The sequence below is a fragment of the Segatella copri genome (assembly GCF_019127135.1).
In the GTDB taxonomy this organism is placed as follows: domain Bacteria; phylum Bacteroidota; class Bacteroidia; order Bacteroidales; family Bacteroidaceae; genus Prevotella.
Genome location: NZ_JAHOEA010000016.1, coordinates 20,255 through 41,503 on the forward strand (window position 1 = coordinate 20,255; position 21,249 = coordinate 41,503).

Here is a 21,249-nt window from a genome sequence, read left to right on the forward strand (position 1 = left end):
ATTTACACTTCTAGGAACGTTTTTTTATATAAATATTCTTTGGTTTCATTTTTTCTTCGTACTTTTGCACGCATAACCTATATAGATAAATGATTAGATACATTCTTTCTATAATAAGCATTCTTTTCATAACCTTGAGCAGTTGGGCGCAAGGTGGGCTGCCTAGTCGCTATAATGTAAGCTATCTCAATATGGCTGCAGGTATGCCGAATAACTTTGCTGATGATATCTTTCAGGATTCCTACGGCTTCGTATGGATCAGTACACATGGTGGTGGATTGGTACGCTACGATGGTTTCAATTTCATGAACTTCGGTTTGGGGTCTGTAGGAATCAGTCTGCGAAGCAACAGTTGCCGTAATGTCTGCGAAGATCCGTTCAAGCGCCTTTGGGTGGCTTTCGAAGAAGGTCCGCAGGTGCTCGACCTCAATACCATGCAGCCTGTTGTTCCACCTTGTGAGAACAGTCAGGTAGAGGCACAACTCAACAAAGTATTCAAGAACCTTTGCACCCGAATATATTGTGATGCAAAGGGCAATATATGGATGCTGTCTTTCAACCAGCTTACCCGTTTCGGCTTTAACGAAAAGGGCGAGGTGAGCAGCGTCTTGTCCACATCCTATCCTTATAATGCTCCCGACCTCGGAATCTGTGATGTCTATCGCAGAGGAACAGTTGTATTATGCAACAATGGAGTGGTGAGCGAGTTCTCAGTGAAGAACAATCAGCTTGTGGCAAAGAACATCTCATCCCTCTTCCCTCCGCTCGAAGGTAGGTATGCCGGTGCCATCATCTCATATCATGGCAAGATATGGATGGGTACGAATCGCGGATTGTTTAATAGTGGCAAGCAGGAATTCCATAGCTCTGCTACCGACCATTCGCTCCAGCACGAAGTAGTGACGAGCCTTGCCGTTTCTCCAGATGACAAACTTTTGGTAGGAACGCTCTGTGGCGTAGATATCTTCAATGATAAGACCGGAGAGATAGAACATTGGAATACTGCTACGGCTGTGAATCCGCTGAGCAGCAACTTTATCAACAGTCTTTTCTCAAAGAACGGACAGATATGGGTAGGCTCTGAGACGGGTGGTGTTATCAAACTGGCTCCACGTCAGCTGGATTTGGAATTCTACCGTCACGACCCCGCCACCCCGGGCAGTATCTCTCCTAATGCTGTCAATGCCATGTATGCGGCAGCCGACGGAACCCTGTGGGTAGGAACAGTAGAGGGAGGTCTCAATGCTTTGGCTCCAGGCAGCAGGAACTTTATTCATTATACGGTGGCAAATTCCGGTTTGCCGCATAATACCGTCTCGGTTCTTGCAGCCGATAACCGCAATCAGCTCTGGATTGGTACCTGGGGAAGGGGCTTTGCTGTGATGAATCTCAGTCAGCCGGGCAAGATTATTCCTCTGGTGATAGATGCAAAGCATCAGCATTTACTCAACTTTGCCGGTGCCTTGGCTTACGATCCTATCAATGATGGTATGTGGCTCGGAACCAATGACGGTCTCTTCTTCTATGATATGAAGCGCCGCCAACTCATTGAACCTTTCAGGGGATGCCAGAATGTGCGCGGCTGCATTGGTTCTCTGATAACCCGAAAGGGCAAACTCCTGATGGGTTGTGTGCGGGGAATGGTAGAGGTCGACCTCAAGTCGCGTGCTCATGGCAAGGGCGATTTCGCTGTGACGTATCATCAGTATAAACTCGACAATCCGAAGAGTGGAGTCTTCGATAAGATATTGTCTTTCTGTCAGGCTAAGGATGGAAAGATATGGATGGGCAGTAACGGCTACGGTCTGTATTGCTATACCAGCGATAAAAACGGAAAGACTCAAGTGAAGTCGTATACCACCAATAACGGACTTGCCAACAATATCGTGAAGGGTATTGTAGAGGATAATCAGGGTATGTTGTGGATAGCTACCGATAACGGACTCTCTATCTTCAATCCGAAGACCGAGGCATTCTGCAGTTTCTCCCGTGAAGATGGTCTGATCAGTTCGCAGTTCTATTTCAATGGTGCCATCCGCAATGCCAAGGACGAAATATTCCTGGGCACCGATGTGGGTATGATGGCTGTAAAGGGCATAAACCGTTCTGTGCATCAGACGGGTAAGTTGTGCTTTACCGAACTTCTGGTAGATAACCAGCCTGTCTTTGCCGGCAGCGATTATCTGGAAGAAGACATTTCTATTGCCAGAAAGTTGCGTATCCATGAGAGTGATAAGTCGTTCACCCTCTTTTTCTCAGCGCTCAATTATGGCTGCGAGACACAGGGTGTGTACCTTTATCGCATGAAGGGATACGAGAATGAGTGGGTTCAACTCAAGGCTGGTCAGCATAGTGTGCGTTATTCCACTCTGCCAGCTGGAGACTATAAGTTTGAGGTGAAATATATCCCATCTATCAATTCCGACAAGGAGCAGGTGATCTCTGTAGAAGTTCAGATTACTCCTTATTTCTGGAAGAGCTGGTGGTTTGTTACCCTTATTATAATAGGTATCATCGCCTTGCTCCAATATGCTTATGTGCGCCGTCTCAACAAGATGCGCGAAGAGGAAGTAGAAGCTCTGTATCGTCCTATCGAGGCTGCCATGAAGGAAAGTGATGAACCAGAAAAACTGCAGAGTCGCATCCAGATGATTCTGCAGAACCAGAAGCGTTATCAGGACAGTCAGAAGAAGAGCATTGAGGTTGACAGGAAGATGGTAGAGGAGAATACGCGTCCATTCATGGAAGAAGTGATGGATGTGATGGAGAAAAACTACGATAATTCTGAGTTCGGAGTTCAGGAACTGGCAGATGCTTTGGGCATATCCCGCAGTGTGCTGAGCAAGAATCTCACCAAGGAGACAGGCTTGCCAACAGCCCAGTTTATCCGCAACTACCGTCTCGACATCTCGCGCAAGATGATGGCTGATAAAACTTCCAACCGAAATATCACGGAGATAGCCTACCGTGTAGGCTTCAACGATCCGAAGTATTTCACCCGTTGCTTCACCAGGCAGTTTGGCATCTCTCCGACTGCATATAAGGATCAGTTGGATTCTCAGGGTTCAGATATGGCATAGTTCTCCTTGGATTCTTCGGAGAAATAATGTTCCAGGATGTGATAATTTGTTAAGTAAACAAAATAAAACCATGGGGTTGCTTGATATAAGTCAAGTAACCCCCTTGTTTTGTATGTGTGGGTACACAACTGGTGGATAAGCACGTAATATCCTTAAAAATCCACTGTTTATACGTTTTGTCCACCTATAAAACCCATTTGTCCACCCAATATAATCCGATAAATTGTACTTTTGCCACTGAAAAATGATGGTTGATGTATAGTTTGGCCAGCATTAATCATTTCATCCGCAACCTAAAAAGAGAACGGACGAAGCAATAACAAACTGTAAAAATTGAATAAACAAAGTATAAACCTAAAAATTGATAAGCAATGAGGAAACAATTATTCTCTATGATGCTATGCCTAGGTGCTGTTGGTGGTGCTTCTTTTGTCACCCCAATGTCCGCAATGGCTGCAGTTGCACAAGATCAGGTGATCACGGTCAAGGGACATGTTGTAGATGATCAGGGTGAACCTCTGATTGGTGCAACAGTTAAGACTAAAGATGCCAAGACTGGTGCAGTTACCGACTTAGATGGTAATTTCGAAATTCGAGTAAAGGCTAATGCGACTCTTTTCGTGAGCTATCTTGGCTACAAGGAGCGTGAGATTGCAGTGCGCGGTCGTGCCATTATCGAATCTATCCAACTCTCTGCCGACAATCAGGTGCTCGATCAGGTTGTAGTAGTGGGTTATGGTACACAGAAAAAGGCAGACCTTACCGGTTCTGTATCTATCGTAAATGCTGAGGAGATGAAGAAGGTGTCAAACTCTAACATCTCTACTATGCTTGAAGGTAAGGTTGCCGGTGTGCAGATTACATCTGATGGTCAGCCTGGTGCAGATCCTAGTGTGAGAATTCGTGGTATCGGTTCTTTCGGTAGCACAGCTCCTCTTTATGTCATCGATGGTGTGCCAATGGGTACCACTATCCGTGACTTCTCTCCTAATGATATCGAGACCATTCAGATTCTGAAGGATGCTTCTGCGGGTGCCATCTATGGTTCTCGTGCTGCGAATGGTGTCGTTATTATCACTACCAAGAATGGTAAGAAAGATCAGCCTCTGAAGGTGAACTACTCTGGTTACTTCGGTGTTGACCAGATTCCTAGTGATGTATATGATGTGATGAATGCCGACCAGTATAGCAACTATCTCGGTCAGGCTTGCGCCAACTCTAATACAACTCTCGCAGGTGGTTATAAACTTGGTGAGGATGGCAAATATCATTTCCAGGATGCAACCAATACAGACTGGTTTGACGAGGTATTCAAGACTGGTACCCGACAGAACCATAACGTAGCCCTCAGCGGTGGTAGTGCCAACAGTACTTATAATGTATCTCTCGATTACTTCAACCAGAAGGGTACCTTGGAAGGTGCAGGTCCTAACTACGAGCGTTACACAGCCCGCGTCAACAACACTATGGACACCAAATTCGTGAAGTTCCGTACTAGCTTGGTATATTCTCATTCAGACCAGGACAATATGGGTCTTTCTAATGCCGGCGAGTATGTTCAGGGACTTTATGGATCTGTAACCAACGTGCTCCGTGGTACACTCTTGATGCAGCCAACCATCAAGGCTTATGATAAATCAACATGGGTTCTCGATGACAAGGTAGGTGCAGCTAATGGTTATCGCTACGATGCCTATGGCTATGGTGTTTACTATGATGGCATCCACGGTGATATCTCTGCATCCAACCCATTATTGGTGAATAACCTCTTGCAGCGCAACACTTTGGTAGACCGCTTCGTAGGTACGGCTTCTGCTGATGTAGACCTCTTTAAGATGGTAGGCATTAAGAGCAAGAACCATGGCCTTCATTATAATGTGAACCTCTCTTATAGCAAGACCGAGGCTAAGGACAAGACTTGGATTCCTTCCTGGATTCAGAGCAACCGTGTATACCTCGCCAAGGAGAACGAGCGCCTTACCAAGGGTTCACGCAACTACAGCGATGCCTTGGTTGAGAATACCATTACATACGATGGTAAGATTGGCAAGCACAACATCAACCTGCTCGCTGGTATGACCTATGAGGAGGAAAATACTAATGTCCTGACTGGTTGGGGTATCAACTTCACAGAACCTTACTTCCTCCAGCTTCAGAATGCCAAGAACACCTACTCTGAGTCATTTGAGTACAAGCATGCCTTGGCATCATACGTAGGACGTTTGAACTATAACTATGATGAGAAGTACTTGCTTTCTGCTGTAGTACGTCGAGATGGTAGTTCACGTTTGACCAAGAATATCCGTTGGGCAACCTTCCCTTCTATATCTGTAGGTTGGCGTTTCGATAAGGAAAAGTTCTTCCCTATCAGTCATGACATCGTCAATATGTTCAAGGTGCGTGCCAGCTACGGTGAACTCGGTAATGAGAACATCGGTGAGTACCAGTATATGGCAACAATGAACCGTAACAACATGACCTATAGCTTTGGTAATGACAAGGTGACAGGTTCTAAGATTGCAACATACGTAAATGAGAACATCGCTTGGGAGAAGAAGAAGACTACCAACATAGGTATCGACTTGGCTATGTTCAACAATCGTTTAGAGTTCACAGCTGAATGGTATAAGAATAAGTCAGAAGATTTGCTTTATGGTGTACCAGTACCAGCTCAGACTGGTGTTGCTAACACTAGTGTAACTATGAACGCTGCCTCTATGGAGAACAGTGGTTTCGAGTTCTCTGCTACTTATCGCAACCATGATCACGCCTTCAAGTATGATATCAGTGCCAACTTGAGTACCTTGAAGAACAAGGTAACTTCTCTCGGTTTCGGTACAGAGTCTTACATCACAGGTGCTTACGCTACATACGTAGGTCAGGAGGTTGGTCAGTTCTATGGTTGGGTATACGAGGGCATCGCTCGTACACAGGATCAACTTGATAACCATGCAACACAGCAGGGTGCCAACGTAGGAGACTGTCTATACAAAGATGTTTCTGGTCCTGATGGTGTGCCTGATGGCGTAATCGATACTTACGACCAGACCGTTTTGGGAAGTGGCCTGCCAAAGGTTAACTTCGGTTTGAGCGCTCGCATGGAGTATAAGAACTTCGACTTGAATATCTCTACATACGGTGTATTCAACTACCATGTATCAGATGATATCTATAATAGTTTAAATTCTTGCTATGGTCCTGGTAACAAGGATGTTGCTATGGGTGACGCCAACCGCTTTGCCGATGACGGTACCTATATCTCTAGCGTACCACGCACCTATTATACCAATAATGCGACATTGGCATGGAACGATCTCTTCAGTTCTCGCAAGATTCAGAATGCAGCTTACTGGAAGATAGCTAACGTAGAGTTGGGCTACAACTTCCCAGACAAGTGGTTTGGCGGCTACGTGAGCGGTGTGCGTCTCTATGTTTCTGCACAGAACCTCTACACCTTCACAGGCTACAAGGGATATAACGTTGACTACGCTGGTGGTACCTTCACTCCAGGTTACAACTTCTGTTCATTCCCAACTCCACGCACATTCATGTGTGGTCTCCACTTTACATTCTAATAGGGAGAACAAGGATTATAAGAATCATTATTATTTAAAAGAACATTTGATATGAAACTAAATAAATTATCATTAGCTATGATCCTCGGTCTTGGTGCGTTGACGATGGCATCGTGCGAAGGCAAGTTGGACTTAACAAATCCTAACCAGCAGACCACTGGTACTTTCGGTTTTAATGCCGATGACTTGGAAGAGTGTGTCATTGCTGCTTATCACGACATCCGTATGGAGGGCTCTATGGCTCGTGTAGGTTATACGCTTGATGCTGTGCGAGGTGACGAAGTGTGGAACACATCCCAGGTATGGTATCTTCCATTTGATGATATGGATGATCCTGCAACCGATGAAATCTCCATGTGGCCATGGCGTGAATCATACTATACCATCAATGTATGCAACTTTATCCTCTCTCGTACAACAGGCGAAGACTCTCAGCTCAGCGAGAGCATGAAGCGCATTAAGGGACAGGCTCTCTTCCTCCGTGCCTTCTCATATTATAACTTGGTAGGTTACTACAAGGAAGTGCCATTGATTACCGACTATTCTACCTATTCTTCATTGGATGGTCTCTATGGTGCCAACAACACCTTTGATGAGGTGCTCGATCAGGTTGAGACTGACTTGAAGGAGGCTATGGAGTTGCTCCCTAACCGCCAAGCTGGTGGTGAATGGGCAAAGGGACGTGCTACTTGTGGTGCGGCTGCAGGTTACTATGCACGTACTTTGATGCTTCGACATAAGTATAGTGAGGCCTTGACTGTGTTAAGGGATATCATTGGCGGTCAGAAGTATGGTCAATATAAGTTGATGACCAACTATGGTGACAACTTCCGTGAGGGCTCACAGTATGAGAACAATGACGAGAGCCTCTTCGAGGTTCAGTTCTTGGACTATGGCTCTCAGGGCGTTGACGATGAGTGGACTCCTGTCAATGTAAGTCCTAATGCTTCTCAAGGTCATGCTGTTGAGTCTAACTACTGTCCAGGAAGATTTGGTGGATGGGCAGACCTCTCTGCTTCACCATGGTTATACAACCTCTTCAAACAAGAGCGTACTACAGCTGGTAAATTGGATCCACGTCTCTATTGGACTATCGGTACATACGAGGCAGACTGGGAAGGTTTCGAGAATGGTAACGTAGCTTATACTACTAAGATGACGGCTACTGATACAATTCCAACAAATAATGATAGGGGTGGTCTGCCTATCGCTAAGTGGACCAACTTCCGTACAAACCTTTATGATAAGGTAACTACTGGTCTAAAGTGTGGTATCAACCTCCGTATGATGCGTTATTCAGATGTGTTGCTTCGTGCAGCAGAGTGTGAGAACGAGGTAAACGGTCCAACACAGCAGGCTATCGACTGGATAAATAAGGTGCGTGAGCGTGCTAACTTAAAGGATTTGCAGCTCTCTGACTTCACTACAAAGGATAAGCTCTTCGAGCAGATTGCCAATGTAGAGCGTCCAAAAGAGTTTGGTTGTGAGTCTGGACGTGGTCTTGACTTGATTCGTTGGGGATTCTTCTATAACAACGACCGTATGGCTCAGTTGAAGGACCACGCAACCTTCCGCATCTCTCCATACAAGATTAAAGAGCCTGTTAGCTACTCACAGGTCGGTATAGACCCACAGTTGAAATGCTCTTACGATACATACGTCGCAGGTCATGAGTTCTTGCCTATCTATCAGAATTTGCTTAATGATAACCCTAACTTGAAGGGTAACTCTGCTAACTACAATACAGACAACTCAACCGATTTCTTCGGGAGAGGTTGGACTGTTCATCCTGTAGTTAACTTGGGCAACTAATAATATCTATTCCTATGGGGTTTCTTAAGGATAGCCCCATAGGAAAACCAAAATAACAATTTATATATTTATAATAGGATATAATATGAAACGTCTAAATAAATTAGCAGCCGTCTTCTGCGTGGCAGCCATGGCATTGACAGCGATGACAGGATGTGAGGGAAGTGACATGTTTAGCGTCAACTCTCCTGATTGGCTCTCTGAAAAGATTGATTCAATCGAAAAAGCTAACCAATCTACAGAGGAAGTGCTCGTAGGTATGAATGAGGATGTCTATACTGTAGGTAATACTGATTTCTCTTCAGGCTTTTGGACTTCATTCTCAAAGTATTATGTGGTTCAAGACAACCAGAAGTGGAATGCCGTGTTCAATCTGAACATCAATCCTTCTGCGACTAACACCTATAAGAACTTCGCCCTCGTCATCACCAATGATGTGGATCGTGGCGGAACAGGTTATACCGAGTATGGTGCTATCCGTTTTGATAACCAACCAAGCGGTAACTCTGAGTGGGGTGACCATATCGACAGAAGCTGCGTGAAGAGTAATCTCACCTTTGAAACTGATACAGACAAGGGTGTAGATAAGTTGGGTGGTAAGGTAACATTGACGGTTGATCGTTCCCGTGTAGATACTTTCATGGTGAAGATTACCAATGGTACTGTTACCAAGACCTACATTCAGCCATCTAAGATTGCTAATCTGAATGCAGACGAGAGCAATACCAACATCCGTTGCTTCCTGGTACCTGAGGGCTCTTACATCGATTTCATGCAGAGCAACGTAGAACCTATCGGCGGTTATACATCTGCCCAGGATAAGGCTCCGGTTTCTATGGTGTTGAACAATGTTCCTGCCGAAGTAGACGAGAATACACCCCTAGAGAAGGCAATGGAGAATGTATCTGCTACCGTAACCTTCGAGGAAGGTATAACCAAGGTAATTCCTGCCAAGGAACTTTATTTCTCTGCCATCAACGATATGAATGTTTCTGGCACCAAGAACCTCATCGTCATCTATAACAAGACATTCAAGGGCGAGAATGCTTCTACTCCTATCGTTGCACAGAAGACATTCGAAGTTGTGCCAGCTATCAAAGCTCTCCATATAGTAAGTGCGCCTACACGTCTTGACTATACATATTATGAGGCTTCTGGTATAACATTGCCAGAAAATGCAACTTTGGCTTTAGATGTAAAAGGCTTGGCAGTACAAGCTACATATTTGGATGGCAAGACTCGTGACATTGCTCTTGATAAGTTAACTTTCTCTAACGTACCTATGAAGGTTGGTAAGCAAGCTATTACGGTAACTGCAAAAAATGGTGTTAAGACAACTTTCGATGTTAATGTAACGAAGAGTGCTGCTACATTCGTAACCCCTAGCCCTGCAGTTTTGGGTGCAGAGGATTGCACTAGTCCATGGTGGAGTGCTCACCTTGATGCAGATGTTCATGTCCCTTCTGGTGAAGCTCGTGCATTCTCTCTGACTAATTATGGTGCAGCTGCTAATTGGAACAATTATGATATAGTCCTCCGCAAGGCTGATTTGAGTGAGTATGGTGTGTTCCGTTCTGACAACTGGGGATGGGGCAACGCTGTAGGTGGTGATGGTGCTCCTAGTATCTCTCATGCAGGAACTCAGGGTGAATGGGCAACTTGGCTTGCTGGTATGAATGGTGCCAAAGTACAAGTTTATGTAGCCAATCAAAATGGTAAGGTTAATATTTTGGCAGTGATGGTTGGTACTACAGGACAGGTTTCTACACAGTATTATCTGGATATTCCTGTAGAGGCTGATGATGTCAATGTTGACTTTACTGTAGATAACAGCTGTTTGAAGTTCGACTCTGCAGCATCTGCTCGCAAGCACTATACTCGTGCTCACCGCAGATAATCCTCGAAGAGAAATCTTTGGCAAAACTATAATAATAAAGGTAGGTCTTGATGCTAACAGGCTTCCATAGACCTGCCTTTATTAGAAAGAAAATATAAAGGATATAAAAACTAACTAAACATAAGGAAACAATGAAGAAACTTCATACTTTAGTACTATTGCTCGCTTGTACTTTGGCGGTAGGCTGTAGCAGTGGAGGCGATGACCCAATTGACGATCCAAAGCCTACGCCTACACCAACTCCTACGCCTACTCCAACACCTAGTGATCCAACGGATGCCGACTTAGCAAACTACAAGTGCCCAACCTATGTTGATAACTATGTATCCATAGCCGACTGGAGTAAGCGTAGCCAGTGGAATCTTGCCAATGTGCACGACCCATCGGTGATGAAGGCAGCCGACGGCTATTATTATATGTATCAGACTGATGCCAGCTATGGCAATGCCCACGAAGGTCATGGACACTTCCATGCTCGTCGAAGCAAAGACCTCGTAAACTGGGAATATCTCGGTGGTACGATGACGGTGGCTCCTGCTTGGGTGAAGACTAAGTTGAACGAGATTCGTGCTGAGCAAGGTTTGGCTCCTATCGCCAACCCAAGCTATGGCTATTGGGCTCCTTGCGTAAGAAAAGTGAAGGATAATCTCTATCGTATGTACTATGCCATCGTGGTGAACAACTACATCAAGACAGGTGGCACTACCTATGATGGCTCTTGGACGGAGCGTGCCTTCATCGGTATGGCAGAGACTACGGACCCAGCCAGCAACAAGTGGACAGACAAGGGTTTTGTGATTTGCTCTTCTTCTGATAAGGGTAAGAACTGGACTCGCAAATCGAACAGCGACTGGGACGGCTACTTCAAGTTCAATGCCATCGACCCTTCGTTCATCATCACACCTAATGGCGAGCACTGGCTTATCTATGGCTCTTGGCACAGCGGTATCGCTGCCGTGCAGTTGAACCCAGAGACAGGCAAGACCTTGAAAGAACTTCCTAAGTCATACGGTACAGCAGATGAGATTGCTCCTTACGGAAAGCTTATCTTCACTCGTACCAATGGTAGTCGTTGGCAGGGAGCTGAGGCTCCTGAGGTTGTATACCATGATGGATATTATTATCTCTTCTTGGCTTACGATGGCTTGGATGTTCCTTACAACACCCGTGTGCTTCGTTCCAAGAATGTGGACGGTCCTTACGAGACGATGAACAACAGAGTGACTAATGCAGCCAATGGCGCAGGTGACAATCCTACCGTCTTGACTCATCCTTATAAGTTCAGTCAGGGATATGGTTGGGTAGGCATCAGCCACTGTGCCGTCTTCGACGATGGCGCGGGCAACTGGTATTATGTATCCCAGCAGCGTTTCCCACAGAATGTAGGTGGAAATGCTTATAGCAACGCCCTGATGATGGGTGGCGTGCGCAGTATCAAGTGGAATGAGAACGGATGGCCTGTTGTCATGCCTGAGCGTTATGGCGCTGTGCCACAAGTGGCTATCAAGGCTAGCGAACTGGCTGGCACTTGGGAAGGTATCGACCTCGCTTATGAGTATGGCAAACAGCGCGTCAGCACCGAATTTACACTCAATGCCGACGGCTCAATGACTGGTGGTACGGCTTGGCCTAATGTGAAGGTATGGAACTTCGATACTTCTTCCAACACCCTCACCATCGGTACTACCAAGCTCAAGGTACAGCGTGAGGTAGACTGGGAGGCTAGTCCTCGCAAGTTGACTATCGTATACTCTGGCGTCAGTGGTAGCAAGAGCTTCTGGGGCAAGAAAAAATAAATGTTAGTTAGTTTTTAAGGTATAAAAGAATCTAAGTAGAATCTTTGGGGGAGTTAAGCAGTGAAGCTATGACTCCCCTTTTTTGTTAAAAAAATAGAGAAGATATACAGATGAAACAAACTGCAATGAAATATTTTGGCATTGTGGCGATAGCCATGATGCTAGCGCCAGCTGAGTCTCGTGCACAACAGCCTTTGGTTGTAGATACTCCTTTTGTCCACGACCCCGTAATGGCGTATGAGAATGGCAAGTACTATCTCTACTGCACAGGTCATGGCATCACGCAGATGACCTCTACCGACCGCAAGCATTGGACTATCGTTCCTCAGGGCGTGCTCAAGAACAGCGAGATTCCGGCATGGACGCATGATAGTGTGCCAGGTTTTACCACGCATATCTGGGCTCCGGATGTTATCCGCTTCAAGAACAAGTGGTATCTGGCTTATTCCTGTTCTACCTTTGGTAAGAACACATCTGCCATCGGCTTGCTGAGCAATACTTCCTTATCTGATAAGGATGGATGGAAGGATGAGGGCTGCCTCGTCGCCTCTAAGGGCGATAGAGACAACTGGAATGCCATCGATCCGAATTTCATTGTTGATGAGAAGGGAAATCCTTGGCTTACCTGGGGCTCTTTCTGGGATGGCATCCAGATGATCAAGTTGGATAAGAAGACGATGCATGTCAAGAAGGGCGCCAAGCCTCAGACCATCGCCCGCCGTCATGCCGTAGGCGATGCATCAGCAGAACCGAATCCTACTTCTAAGTTTGCCGGTACCAATGCCATCGAGGCTCCTTTCTTCATGAAACATGGTGGTTATTACTATCTCTTCGTGAGCTGGGATTACTGCTGCCGTGGCATCAAGAGCAACTATCGTGTTGCCGTGGGCAGGAGCAAGAAGGTGGCTGGTCCTTATCTGGATAAGGAGGGTAGGGACATGCGAGAGGGTGGTGGCACCCTGCTGCTGGAAGGTGACAAGAAGGAATATGAGGCGATGGGCCATAGTTCAGCCTACTCCTTCCCTGATGGTGATTTCTTCTTCTGCCATGGTTACAGTATCGCCAAGAATGGCGCCAGCATCCTGGTTCAGAAGCGTATCTGCTGGACGGAAGATGGGTGGCTGACGCTGGAATAAGATGCATTAGTTAAGTGTTAAAACTGAGTTAAAATAGCGTTTATTTCGCTACGAATGGTAAAAAAACGGTTTCGTAGCGAAATAAACGCTATTTTCTCCCGGCGCCCTTGAAGTTACATGGCGATGTAGAAATCTATGCGTCGGGACGTAAGAAAGATTACGTCGCCATGTAATAAAGTCTACGTCGGGACGTAATTTTTGGGGCCGCCTAATCGTATGAAGTGCCCAAAAAACGTCCGACATTTTGGGTGCTCGATGCCCGCAGTACGGGCAATGAGTGCCCGTAACTTGGTCTGTCGATGCCCATTACTTGGTCCCTGAGTACCCACTTGACGGGCACAGACAGATTACTTAATAGTCTCTGACTGAACACCTTATGTGCATTTGTTCCTAATTCTGCTTGTCAGTTTTTTCTCTTATTCCTAGTTTGTATTGTCATTCATTACATACTGGAATAGTAGACGCTAAAGTTTTTATAAAACTGGAAGAGTAGACACTTCTTTTTAAGCCTTTTAAATCGATTCAAAGCCGAATTTTATGATACTTCTTGCGATTTTATGATACTTCTATGATACTTTTCTGTAAAATATATCGAAAGTCTCATTTTTGTATGTCGCAAAGTATCAGATATTTAGAATGTTATTTCCTCTAAATAATGATACTTTGATACTTTTTCTCGTAAAAAACTTTTTGTGCAGGAAATAAATATGGAGAAAAGGCAGAAGCAGGAAAATACATAAGAAGTGCCGATAGTGGTGCCAAAAGTTGCTTTTTTAGGCACTTTTGGCACCACTATCGGTACTTTTTGCAAATGAAACTTACTATCAAGCGTTCTGGTGAGTTAAAAACTTGTAAAATAAGGCATTCCTCATTATTTTTTCTTATCTTTGTTCGCCCCGAAGAAACAACGGGATTGGGTTGTGGAAAGGGGGAAAGAGAAAATAGAGATAAATATAAATATAAGAAATGAACAAATTAAAAGCTTTATTGGGTTTCGACCCAAAGACTACTACGGTCAAGACTGAGTTGATAGCTGGTATGACTACCTTCCTGACCATGTGTTACATTCTGGCAGTGAACCCTACCATCCTCGCCACTACGGGTATGGACAAGGGAGCTCTCTTTACTGCCACTGCCATCGCTTCAGCCATCGCCACCTTCCTGCTGGCTTTCATGGCAAAGTTGCCTTTTGCCCAGGCTCCTAGTATGGGACTGAATGCCTTCTTCGCCTTCACCCTTTGCCAGGCTATGGGCTTGACCTGGCAGCAGGCTTTGGCAGTGTTGCTCGTAGAGGGTATCATCTTCCTTGCTATCACCTTCCTTAATATCCGTGACAAGATATTGGAATGTATTCCGAAGAACCTCCGATTCGCCATTTCGGCAGGTATCGGTATGTTTATCGCCTTTATCGGTTTGAAGAATGCGGGCATCATTACTGCCAATGCTGATACTTTCGTGCAGCTCGGCAAGTTTACACCAGTCAGCATCCTGGGTCTCATCAGCATCCTGCTCTGTGGCTGTCTGATGGCGAGAAGAGTGAAGGGCTCCCTGTTTATCGCCATCATCATCTCTACATTGATAGGTATTCCGATGGGAGTTACCCAGTTCTCTGACAACTGGATGCCGGTATCTACCCCTCACAGCATTGCTCCTATCTTCTGCCAGTTTGATTTCACCGGCTTCTTTACTCCTAAGATGTTCATGGTGGTATTCTCGCTGTTGCTTGTCAACATCTTCGATACCATTGGAACAGTTCTGGGATTGGTTTCCAAGCTCGGTGTCAAGGAGAATGAGAAGGGCGAGATTCCGGGTGTGAAGGAGGCGATGATGAGTGATGCCATCGGTACTACAGCCGGTGCATTGCTGGGTAGCTCTACCATTACCACTTATGTGGAGAGTGCTTCGGGCGTTGCCGAGGGCGGTAAGTCGGGCTTGACATCTTTCTTTGTGGGTTTGATGTTTATCCTGAGCATCTTCCTGGCTCCAATCTTCCTCCTGATTCCGAGCGCAGCCACCAGTGGTGCCCTGGTAATGGTGGGTGTATTGATGATCGATTCGTTCAAGAAGATTGAGTTGGAGGATATCTCCGAGTCTTTCCCTGCCTTTATCACGATGATTACGATGGTGCTCTGCTACAGTATTGCCGATGGCATCTGCCTTGGTATTCTGAGCTATGTATTGATCAAGATGATGGTGGGTAAGTTCAAAGATCTGAATCCTACGCTGTATATCCTGAGCATCTTCCTGCTCTTCAATTATGTTTTCGGTTAATTAAACGACAGATAAAAAACGAGGCGGCAATCTGCATCACGCAGGTTGCCGCCTTCTCTTTTCTAACTAACTTTCTTATCAACTATTCAAAATGTTATTACCTATATATGGATTCCAGGGCATCCTGCCCTGGATGTAGTCTGTTATTTCAAACGGATGATATTCAGCGAGCTGGCTGGAATCTCTACTGTGGCACCATTCTTCTCTGTAGTTACGTAGTTTTCTACAGGATAGATATTGGTAGGATTGTCGATGGTGTTCTCCTCCAGACCGTTCTTGGCAGAAAGGCGGATGAGCTTGCCATCCTTGATTTCCTTGCCCTGAAGATTAATCTTCGCTGTGGTGTGCTCGGTGCTGGTGTTGGCAATCTTCAGGATTACTTCGCCCGTCTGTTCATCAAGTGTGGCTGTAGAGAAGATGCCAGGAAGGGTGTTTGCCTTCAACTTGGTAGAGAATATTTCCTTGCCATCCAACTTGGCGAAGATGCTGTCGCCTACTACTTTCAGCTCGATGTCATACCACTTGCCGGTCTCGATGCTGCCTGGGGTAGTAGCTATCTGGCTCTTGGCACCATTCACGATAGACTCCACACCGTGCTGGGTGTTGTTCCAGCCACCGAGGTTCAACCAGCAGTAGTTGTTCTTATCCACGTAGTTAAAGATGATGAGGAAACCTTCGTTTCCGGCATCCTTTTTCGCGCGTACCTTATATATATAGCCATTGCTGGTAATCTCGCCTGGGTTCAGACGGATGCAGCTCTCTTCGTTGCTGGTCTGCTTGATGAGGCTACCCTCAGTCTTCCACTGTCCGCGGATATCGGTAGGCAACTCCTGCACGGTCATCGGCAGCGCCTTTCCGTTCTCATCGCTGTAGCCCTTGTCCTCGAAAGAAACCTGAGTGCCCCATGTTCCCATACCTACACGGCAGATAGCTGGCTTCACCTGAGTCTGCTCATATTTGTATGGATTCTCCTGGTTCACCTTCAGTACACGGGTACCGATGTTGTTTGCCATCACGTTCTGAACGTAGTAAGATGGAGTTCCGAATACCTTGTCTGATGTATACTGAATCATATCCGGTGCCCACATACGGTTGTTGAGGTTGGCGAAGATAGGAGCATAGGATGCCATGGTCACGATATCCGAATTGTTCTCGATGCCCATCATATAGACAGCCTCACCGAGTGCTGCATCGAGCGAACCCATATTGCCGAAGCCCTGGGTTACGGCATATTCACCTACATAAATCTCGCTGCCCTTGCGGTCGTAGTTGTCATACTTGTTGAAGTTTTCAGCAAACCAGGCAGGGTTTCTGTAGTAGTGCTCATCGAGGAGTTCTACGCTCTCGTTGCTTTCCCACTTAGGGTTGTCATCGCCCCAAGCCACCACGTTACCGATGAGGTGCATCTTAGGATATTTCGCCAGAACGGCATTCTTGAACTTCTTGAAGCGCTCGTAGTAATGGTCGCTCTGAGCCGCAGGATCTGGCTGGTTGTTCTCATTACCAATCTCCAGATATTCGATGTTGTATGGCTCAGGATGACCATTCTTAGCACGGAGCGCACCATATTTAGAGGTAACAGGACCGTTGGCATACTCCAGGGCATTCATGCACTCGTCAATCCAAGGCTGGATGCTATCCACAGGAGTCATGCCGCCGTGCCACAAACCAACATTCACAACATAGAGAGGCTTGGCGTTCAAATCTTCGGCAAGCTGCAGATACTCGTCGAAGCCCATACCGTCGCTGGTACGGTAGCGCCAGTTTACGTTCTTATGACCTGGACGTTCCTCGATAGGACCGATGGTTTTCTCCCAGTGAAAAGCATTCTCTGGAGATTCCTGTCCTTCAACGTAGCAACCGCCAGGGAAGCGGACGAACTTAGGATGGATGTTATAGAGAAGCTGAGCCAAATCAGGGCGCAAGCCATTCTCGCGATTCTTGAAAGTAGGAGGGAAGAGGCTTACTACATCGAGAACGATGGTACCCTTTCCGTTGGCTACGAGTTCGAACTGAGCCTTGGCATCGTTTCCGTTGGCAGTCAACTCAGCCGTATATTTGGTCCACTTCTTGCCAACCTTGGCATTGAGTGCGGTTTCTGCATACACCTTATCGCCCTTGGCGTTGGTGAGGCGAGCTTTCAATCCGCCCTTGTAGCTACCTTTCGCCCAGAAAGATAGTTTGTAGGTTCTGCCCTGCACGGCGTTGATTCCCCAGAAGCCTTCGTTGATGAGAGAGGCTGTAGCAGCTGGTTTGGCAGCAATGGTAAGCTGGAGAGCCTTGCCCTGTGTCTTGTTGAGCAACCCCTTATTGATGAGTTGTGCATTGATTTTTGCACCTTCCTGAGCCGCAGTCTTCCAGGTTGGAATATTCTTGTCATCATCCTCAAAAGAACGATTACTGATGAGCTCGGCATAGAGTCCGCCATCTGCAGCATGGTTGATATCCTCGAAGAAGATACCATAGAGGTTAGGAGATACCTTGATACCTGGGTTAGAGGCATCTACATTGATGGTAACCTGTGCGTTGGCTGCCAAAGCAGAGGCCAACACTGCTGAAAGTAAAATCTGTCTTTTCTTATTCATTTCTTATTCTTAGGTTTGTTTGTTTACTTGTTGGTTGGCATGAAACCAAGCAAAGCCAGAATTCATGCCGCTATTAATACACAGTTGCAAAAGTACACAAAAAACACAAAGAAGAGGTGGACAAAAAGCGAATTATAGTGTAAAAGGTGGATTTTCTGATGAAAATCCACCTTTTTGTCGATTTATATTGGGCATATTAGGCTTTGCAAAAGAACAGGAAGTGGCGGTAGACTTCCTGCAGAAACCGGAAACTTAATCCGTTAAATAAACTAAACGCCGAAAAATGAACCAAATTGAACCAATCGGTTTATAATTAAATGATGTATCTTTGCCCCCATAGATAGAGATTATCTCTATAATAAATATGCAGTAATGATAGTTTAATTAATTAAAAATAATCGACATGAATAAAAAACTTTACTTATTAGTTTTGGGAGCAGCTTCGCTAGCCTTACAACCAGTAAATGCTAGAAACCAATTTGCTAAAAAGCAAGTAGCAAAGGTGGTTAACACAGATGCTGCAATTAGTCTTGCGACTTCAATTGACTCTACGCCAGAAATAGAAATTAGTGTGCCTAATATCATCTCAGTTGTCAAGCCTGCTGATATGCCAGTAGTTTCTTTTGGCAGTAAGAAGGAAGACCAATTGCTTGGATGTGATGTTATTTATAACTCAGATTCGTTGAATGTTTTACCAACCCGAACATTCGATGAGAAGGGACGATTGGCTTATGTGAAATCACCTGATGGAAGTTATGAACGCTATGTTTATGCTGAAGATCAGCAAGGCAGAACAATCAGCGAGGATAAGTATGAGCATAAAACTTCTGATGAGGCTGGCAAGGAAACACTTCTTTGCAGCAAGACTTATGGCTACGACCATCTTGTAGGCGATGATACCGATGGTAAGGCTTATCTGATGAAAGAGTTAACTTATGGTGTAGCTTATTTTTCTCAGATTCATTATATTTCTGAAATCAAAGAATACAACTGGTATGAGGCTGGAAACTGCTTCGTTCTTTCCGGTCAAAAGAAAAATATTAAGGTAACTGTTGAAATCAATGGTGACGTTTGTGAGGCAACAGCCTGGAAAGGAGAAGAACTCAAAGACGGATGGGGAAATTGGAGGAAATGCTTAGGACAGGTGTGGAATGCAGCAGACAATTCTACCATTTACAAAGAATATAATCCTTCTACGGGTGAAGTGAAATCTATAATAAAAGGATATAAAAATGAGGTGACATCCGAAAATGGTTATACCACTACCATCTCTTATGTCTATTCTTCTGACAATGGAGGTTCATGGATTCCAAAAAATAAAACGGCTGAGACTTCTGAAAACGGATATACTACTATCATCGATTATGTCTATTCATCAGACAATGGAGGTTCATGGATTCCAAAAAATAAAACGGTTAAGACTGCCAATTATAATGATCCATGGATTTACGATGGAAAACATCGTGAATGTATCACCTATACCTATGATCGTGAAAAGAAAGAATTCATACAGGATCACTATGATGCTTATGACTGGATACGTCAAAATCCGAACATCTTGCAATGGACTTATAAGTTTGATGGTGGAGATATGACTCGTGAATTCTTGGAGTATGATGATGCAGGAAATCTCGTTAACTATGATGTATATCCTTTTAAGGATGGAAGATATTGTTCTGAAATATATAAACATATAGGTAGCAGTTCTCAAGAATTGGATGAACTCACCTGGGTTTACTATGCTACCGATGGAAAAGAAGAAGCAAGATATAGATTATGTGATGTGGATGCTTCTAATAGACCAACCAAACCTCTCGAAATTTTCAAGAATGGTAAATGGGAGAAGTTTGCGATTCCTGATGCGACCTTTAAACTGGAATTGGGCGACTATGAACTCTGTCCTTACTATGAATTCAATAAGGACGGATATGTGACAAAAAATCAAAATTATGATAGTGATGGCGGTTATCTCTTGACTTATACTTATACAGAGAATGGGTATACAAGAAAGAGGAAAGATAGCTATAAAGGTCCTGATTCTTACGACATGAAAGAATGTTATATTGATGATAAAGGAACTTATCATGAAGTTGAGTTGGAATATGAGGATGGCGAAAAGGATTATGGACATAAGCGCTCTTTAACCTCTGATGGTATAGAATTTACTTATTATTGGTCTTATGAAAATAATGACTTTGACCCAGAGCCACGTACGAGTGTTTTTCCTATCACAGTCGAAAATAATGGCGTCAGTACCACTATCTATCGTGATCTGCAAGATGGTAAGATTGTAGAAACCAGTAAACGTGAGGAGACAAATAATGGGAATGGAAGTACAACCATTACTTATAATAAGGTAGGCGATGAGTGGCAGCCAAGCAGTAAGGAAGAAAACAGCCATGTTGCTAAACCTCAGTTTGCATTGATAATGCCAAGTTCTCCGGTAAAGGCATATAACAGTTCTGCTTATATCAGCGATATTGATTCTACATTCTTTGCAGATAAATCAGATTTATCTTCTCATGCCAACTATACATGGGATGCATCTACTGATTCCTGGAAAACCGAGTATGCAGACGAATCGGCATGTAACGTAGAGGGGAATACGCTTACTTATACAGTTAAGAACAGTTATATAGAAAGTGTCATGTCCTATACCCGTGATAACGACAACCGACTGGTACAGTATACAGAGAACAGCTCTACTGCAACAAGAGCAGCTGCAAATACGTCCTTAATTAAGGATTTCGAATACGATAAGAAAGGAAGATTGGCCTCTGTAACCATCACAACCGATCATGTAGAAAAGTATGTGATGAAATATGGTGATGAGGCAACTGGTATCAATCCTGTGGTTGCAGTTCCAGTATCAGCCATCCATATTTCTGTATCAGGTAAAATGATTACAGCTGAGGGATGCAAGCAGCTTGCTCTCTATTCTCTTGATGGAAAGAAATTGGCTGCCAGTCAAAACGCAACCATAATGGCTCCTACTACAGGTGTGTTCATCATAGTAGCTGATGGCAAAAAGATAAAGATGGTTATCCGATAATCATCCTTTTCTTATTATAAAACAAAATCCTCCCGAATTTATTTA

9 protein-coding genes are annotated in these 21,249 nt (G+C 44.8%); 8 read left to right on the forward strand and 1 reads right to left on the reverse strand.

Translation table 11 applies throughout. The annotated features are described in order from the left end of the window. The first annotated feature begins 89 nt into the window (after nt 1-89). From KSW37_RS06145 to KSW37_RS06175, 7 genes are all read left to right on the forward strand, one after another. A complete protein-coding gene (locus KSW37_RS06145; RefSeq protein ID WP_217313691.1) occupies nt 90-3,080 on the forward strand; it encodes a two-component regulator propeller domain-containing protein in 2,991 nt (996 codons plus the stop codon). Between the two features lie 371 nt (nt 3,081-3,451). Beyond that, nucleotides 3,452-6,655, forward strand: a complete 3,204-nt coding sequence (locus tag KSW37_RS06150; RefSeq protein ID WP_217313692.1) for a SusC/RagA family TonB-linked outer membrane protein — start codon at nt 3,452-3,454, stop codon at nt 6,653-6,655. A gap of 51 nt (nt 6,656-6,706) precedes the next feature. Further along, nucleotides 6,707-8,467, forward strand: a complete 1,761-nt coding sequence (locus tag KSW37_RS06155; protein WP_217313693.1) for a RagB/SusD family nutrient uptake outer membrane protein — start codon at nt 6,707-6,709, stop codon at nt 8,465-8,467. An 85-nt stretch (nt 8,468-8,552) separates the two neighbouring features. Then, nucleotides 8,553-10,364 (forward strand): bacterial Ig-like domain-containing protein, encoded by a 1,812-nt coding sequence (locus tag KSW37_RS06160; protein ID WP_217313694.1) that lies wholly within the window; start codon nt 8,553-8,555, stop codon nt 10,362-10,364. Between the two features lie 131 nt (nt 10,365-10,495). Next, entirely contained in the window at nt 10,496-12,160 is a 1,665-nt protein-coding gene (locus KSW37_RS06165; protein ID WP_217313695.1) for an arabinan endo-1,5-alpha-L-arabinosidase, read from the forward strand. A 110-nt stretch (nt 12,161-12,270) separates the two neighbouring features. Then, a complete protein-coding gene (locus KSW37_RS06170; RefSeq protein ID WP_217313696.1) occupies nt 12,271-13,296 on the forward strand; it encodes a family 43 glycosylhydrolase in 1,026 nt (341 codons plus the stop codon). A gap of 966 nt (nt 13,297-14,262) precedes the next feature. Beyond that, nucleotides 14,263-15,567: an NCS2 family permease gene (locus tag KSW37_RS06175; protein ID WP_022121461.1), complete on the forward strand. Its 1,305-nt coding sequence runs from the start codon at nt 14,263-14,265 to the stop codon at nt 15,565-15,567. Between the two features lie 143 nt (nt 15,568-15,710). On the opposite strand, the gene KSW37_RS06180 is transcribed toward KSW37_RS06175, so the two are convergent. Continuing rightward, nucleotides 15,711-18,152 (reverse strand): alpha-L-arabinofuranosidase C-terminal domain-containing protein, encoded by a 2,442-nt coding sequence (locus tag KSW37_RS06180; RefSeq protein ID WP_217313697.1) that lies wholly within the window; start codon nt 18,150-18,152, stop codon nt 15,711-15,713. Between the two features lie 403 nt (nt 18,153-18,555). On the opposite strand from KSW37_RS06180, the gene KSW37_RS06185 reads away from it, so the two are divergent. Further along, the gene (locus KSW37_RS06185) at nt 18,556-21,204 is read left to right on the forward strand and encodes a hypothetical protein (RefSeq protein WP_217313698.1); all 2,649 of its coding nucleotides are present in this window, start codon (nt 18,556-18,558) and stop codon (nt 21,202-21,204) included. The last annotated feature ends 45 nt before the right edge of the window (nt 21,205-21,249 follow it).

Bases quoted from the DNA above. Each gene is read 5' to 3' on its own strand.
- KSW37_RS06175 (WP_022121461.1), top strand. From the start codon at position 14,263: ATGAACAAATTAAAAGCTTTATTGGGTTTCGACCCAAAGACTACTACG.
- KSW37_RS06155 (WP_217313693.1), top strand. From the start codon at position 6,707: ATGAAACTAAATAAATTATCATTAGCTATGATCCTCGGTCTTGGTGCG.
- KSW37_RS06180 (WP_217313697.1), bottom strand. From the start codon at position 18,152: ATGAATAAGAAAAGACAGATTTTACTTTCAGCAGTGTTGGCCTCTGCT.
- KSW37_RS06165 (WP_217313695.1), top strand. From the start codon at position 10,496: ATGAAGAAACTTCATACTTTAGTACTATTGCTCGCTTGTACTTTGGCG.
- KSW37_RS06160 (WP_217313694.1), top strand. From the start codon at position 8,553: ATGAAACGTCTAAATAAATTAGCAGCCGTCTTCTGCGTGGCAGCCATG.
- KSW37_RS06185 (WP_217313698.1), top strand. From the start codon at position 18,556: ATGAATAAAAAACTTTACTTATTAGTTTTGGGAGCAGCTTCGCTAGCC.
- KSW37_RS06150 (WP_217313692.1), top strand. From the start codon at position 3,452: ATGAGGAAACAATTATTCTCTATGATGCTATGCCTAGGTGCTGTTGGT.
- KSW37_RS06170 (WP_217313696.1), top strand. From the start codon at position 12,271: ATGAAACAAACTGCAATGAAATATTTTGGCATTGTGGCGATAGCCATG.
- KSW37_RS06145 (WP_217313691.1), top strand. From the start codon at position 90: ATGATTAGATACATTCTTTCTATAATAAGCATTCTTTTCATAACCTTG.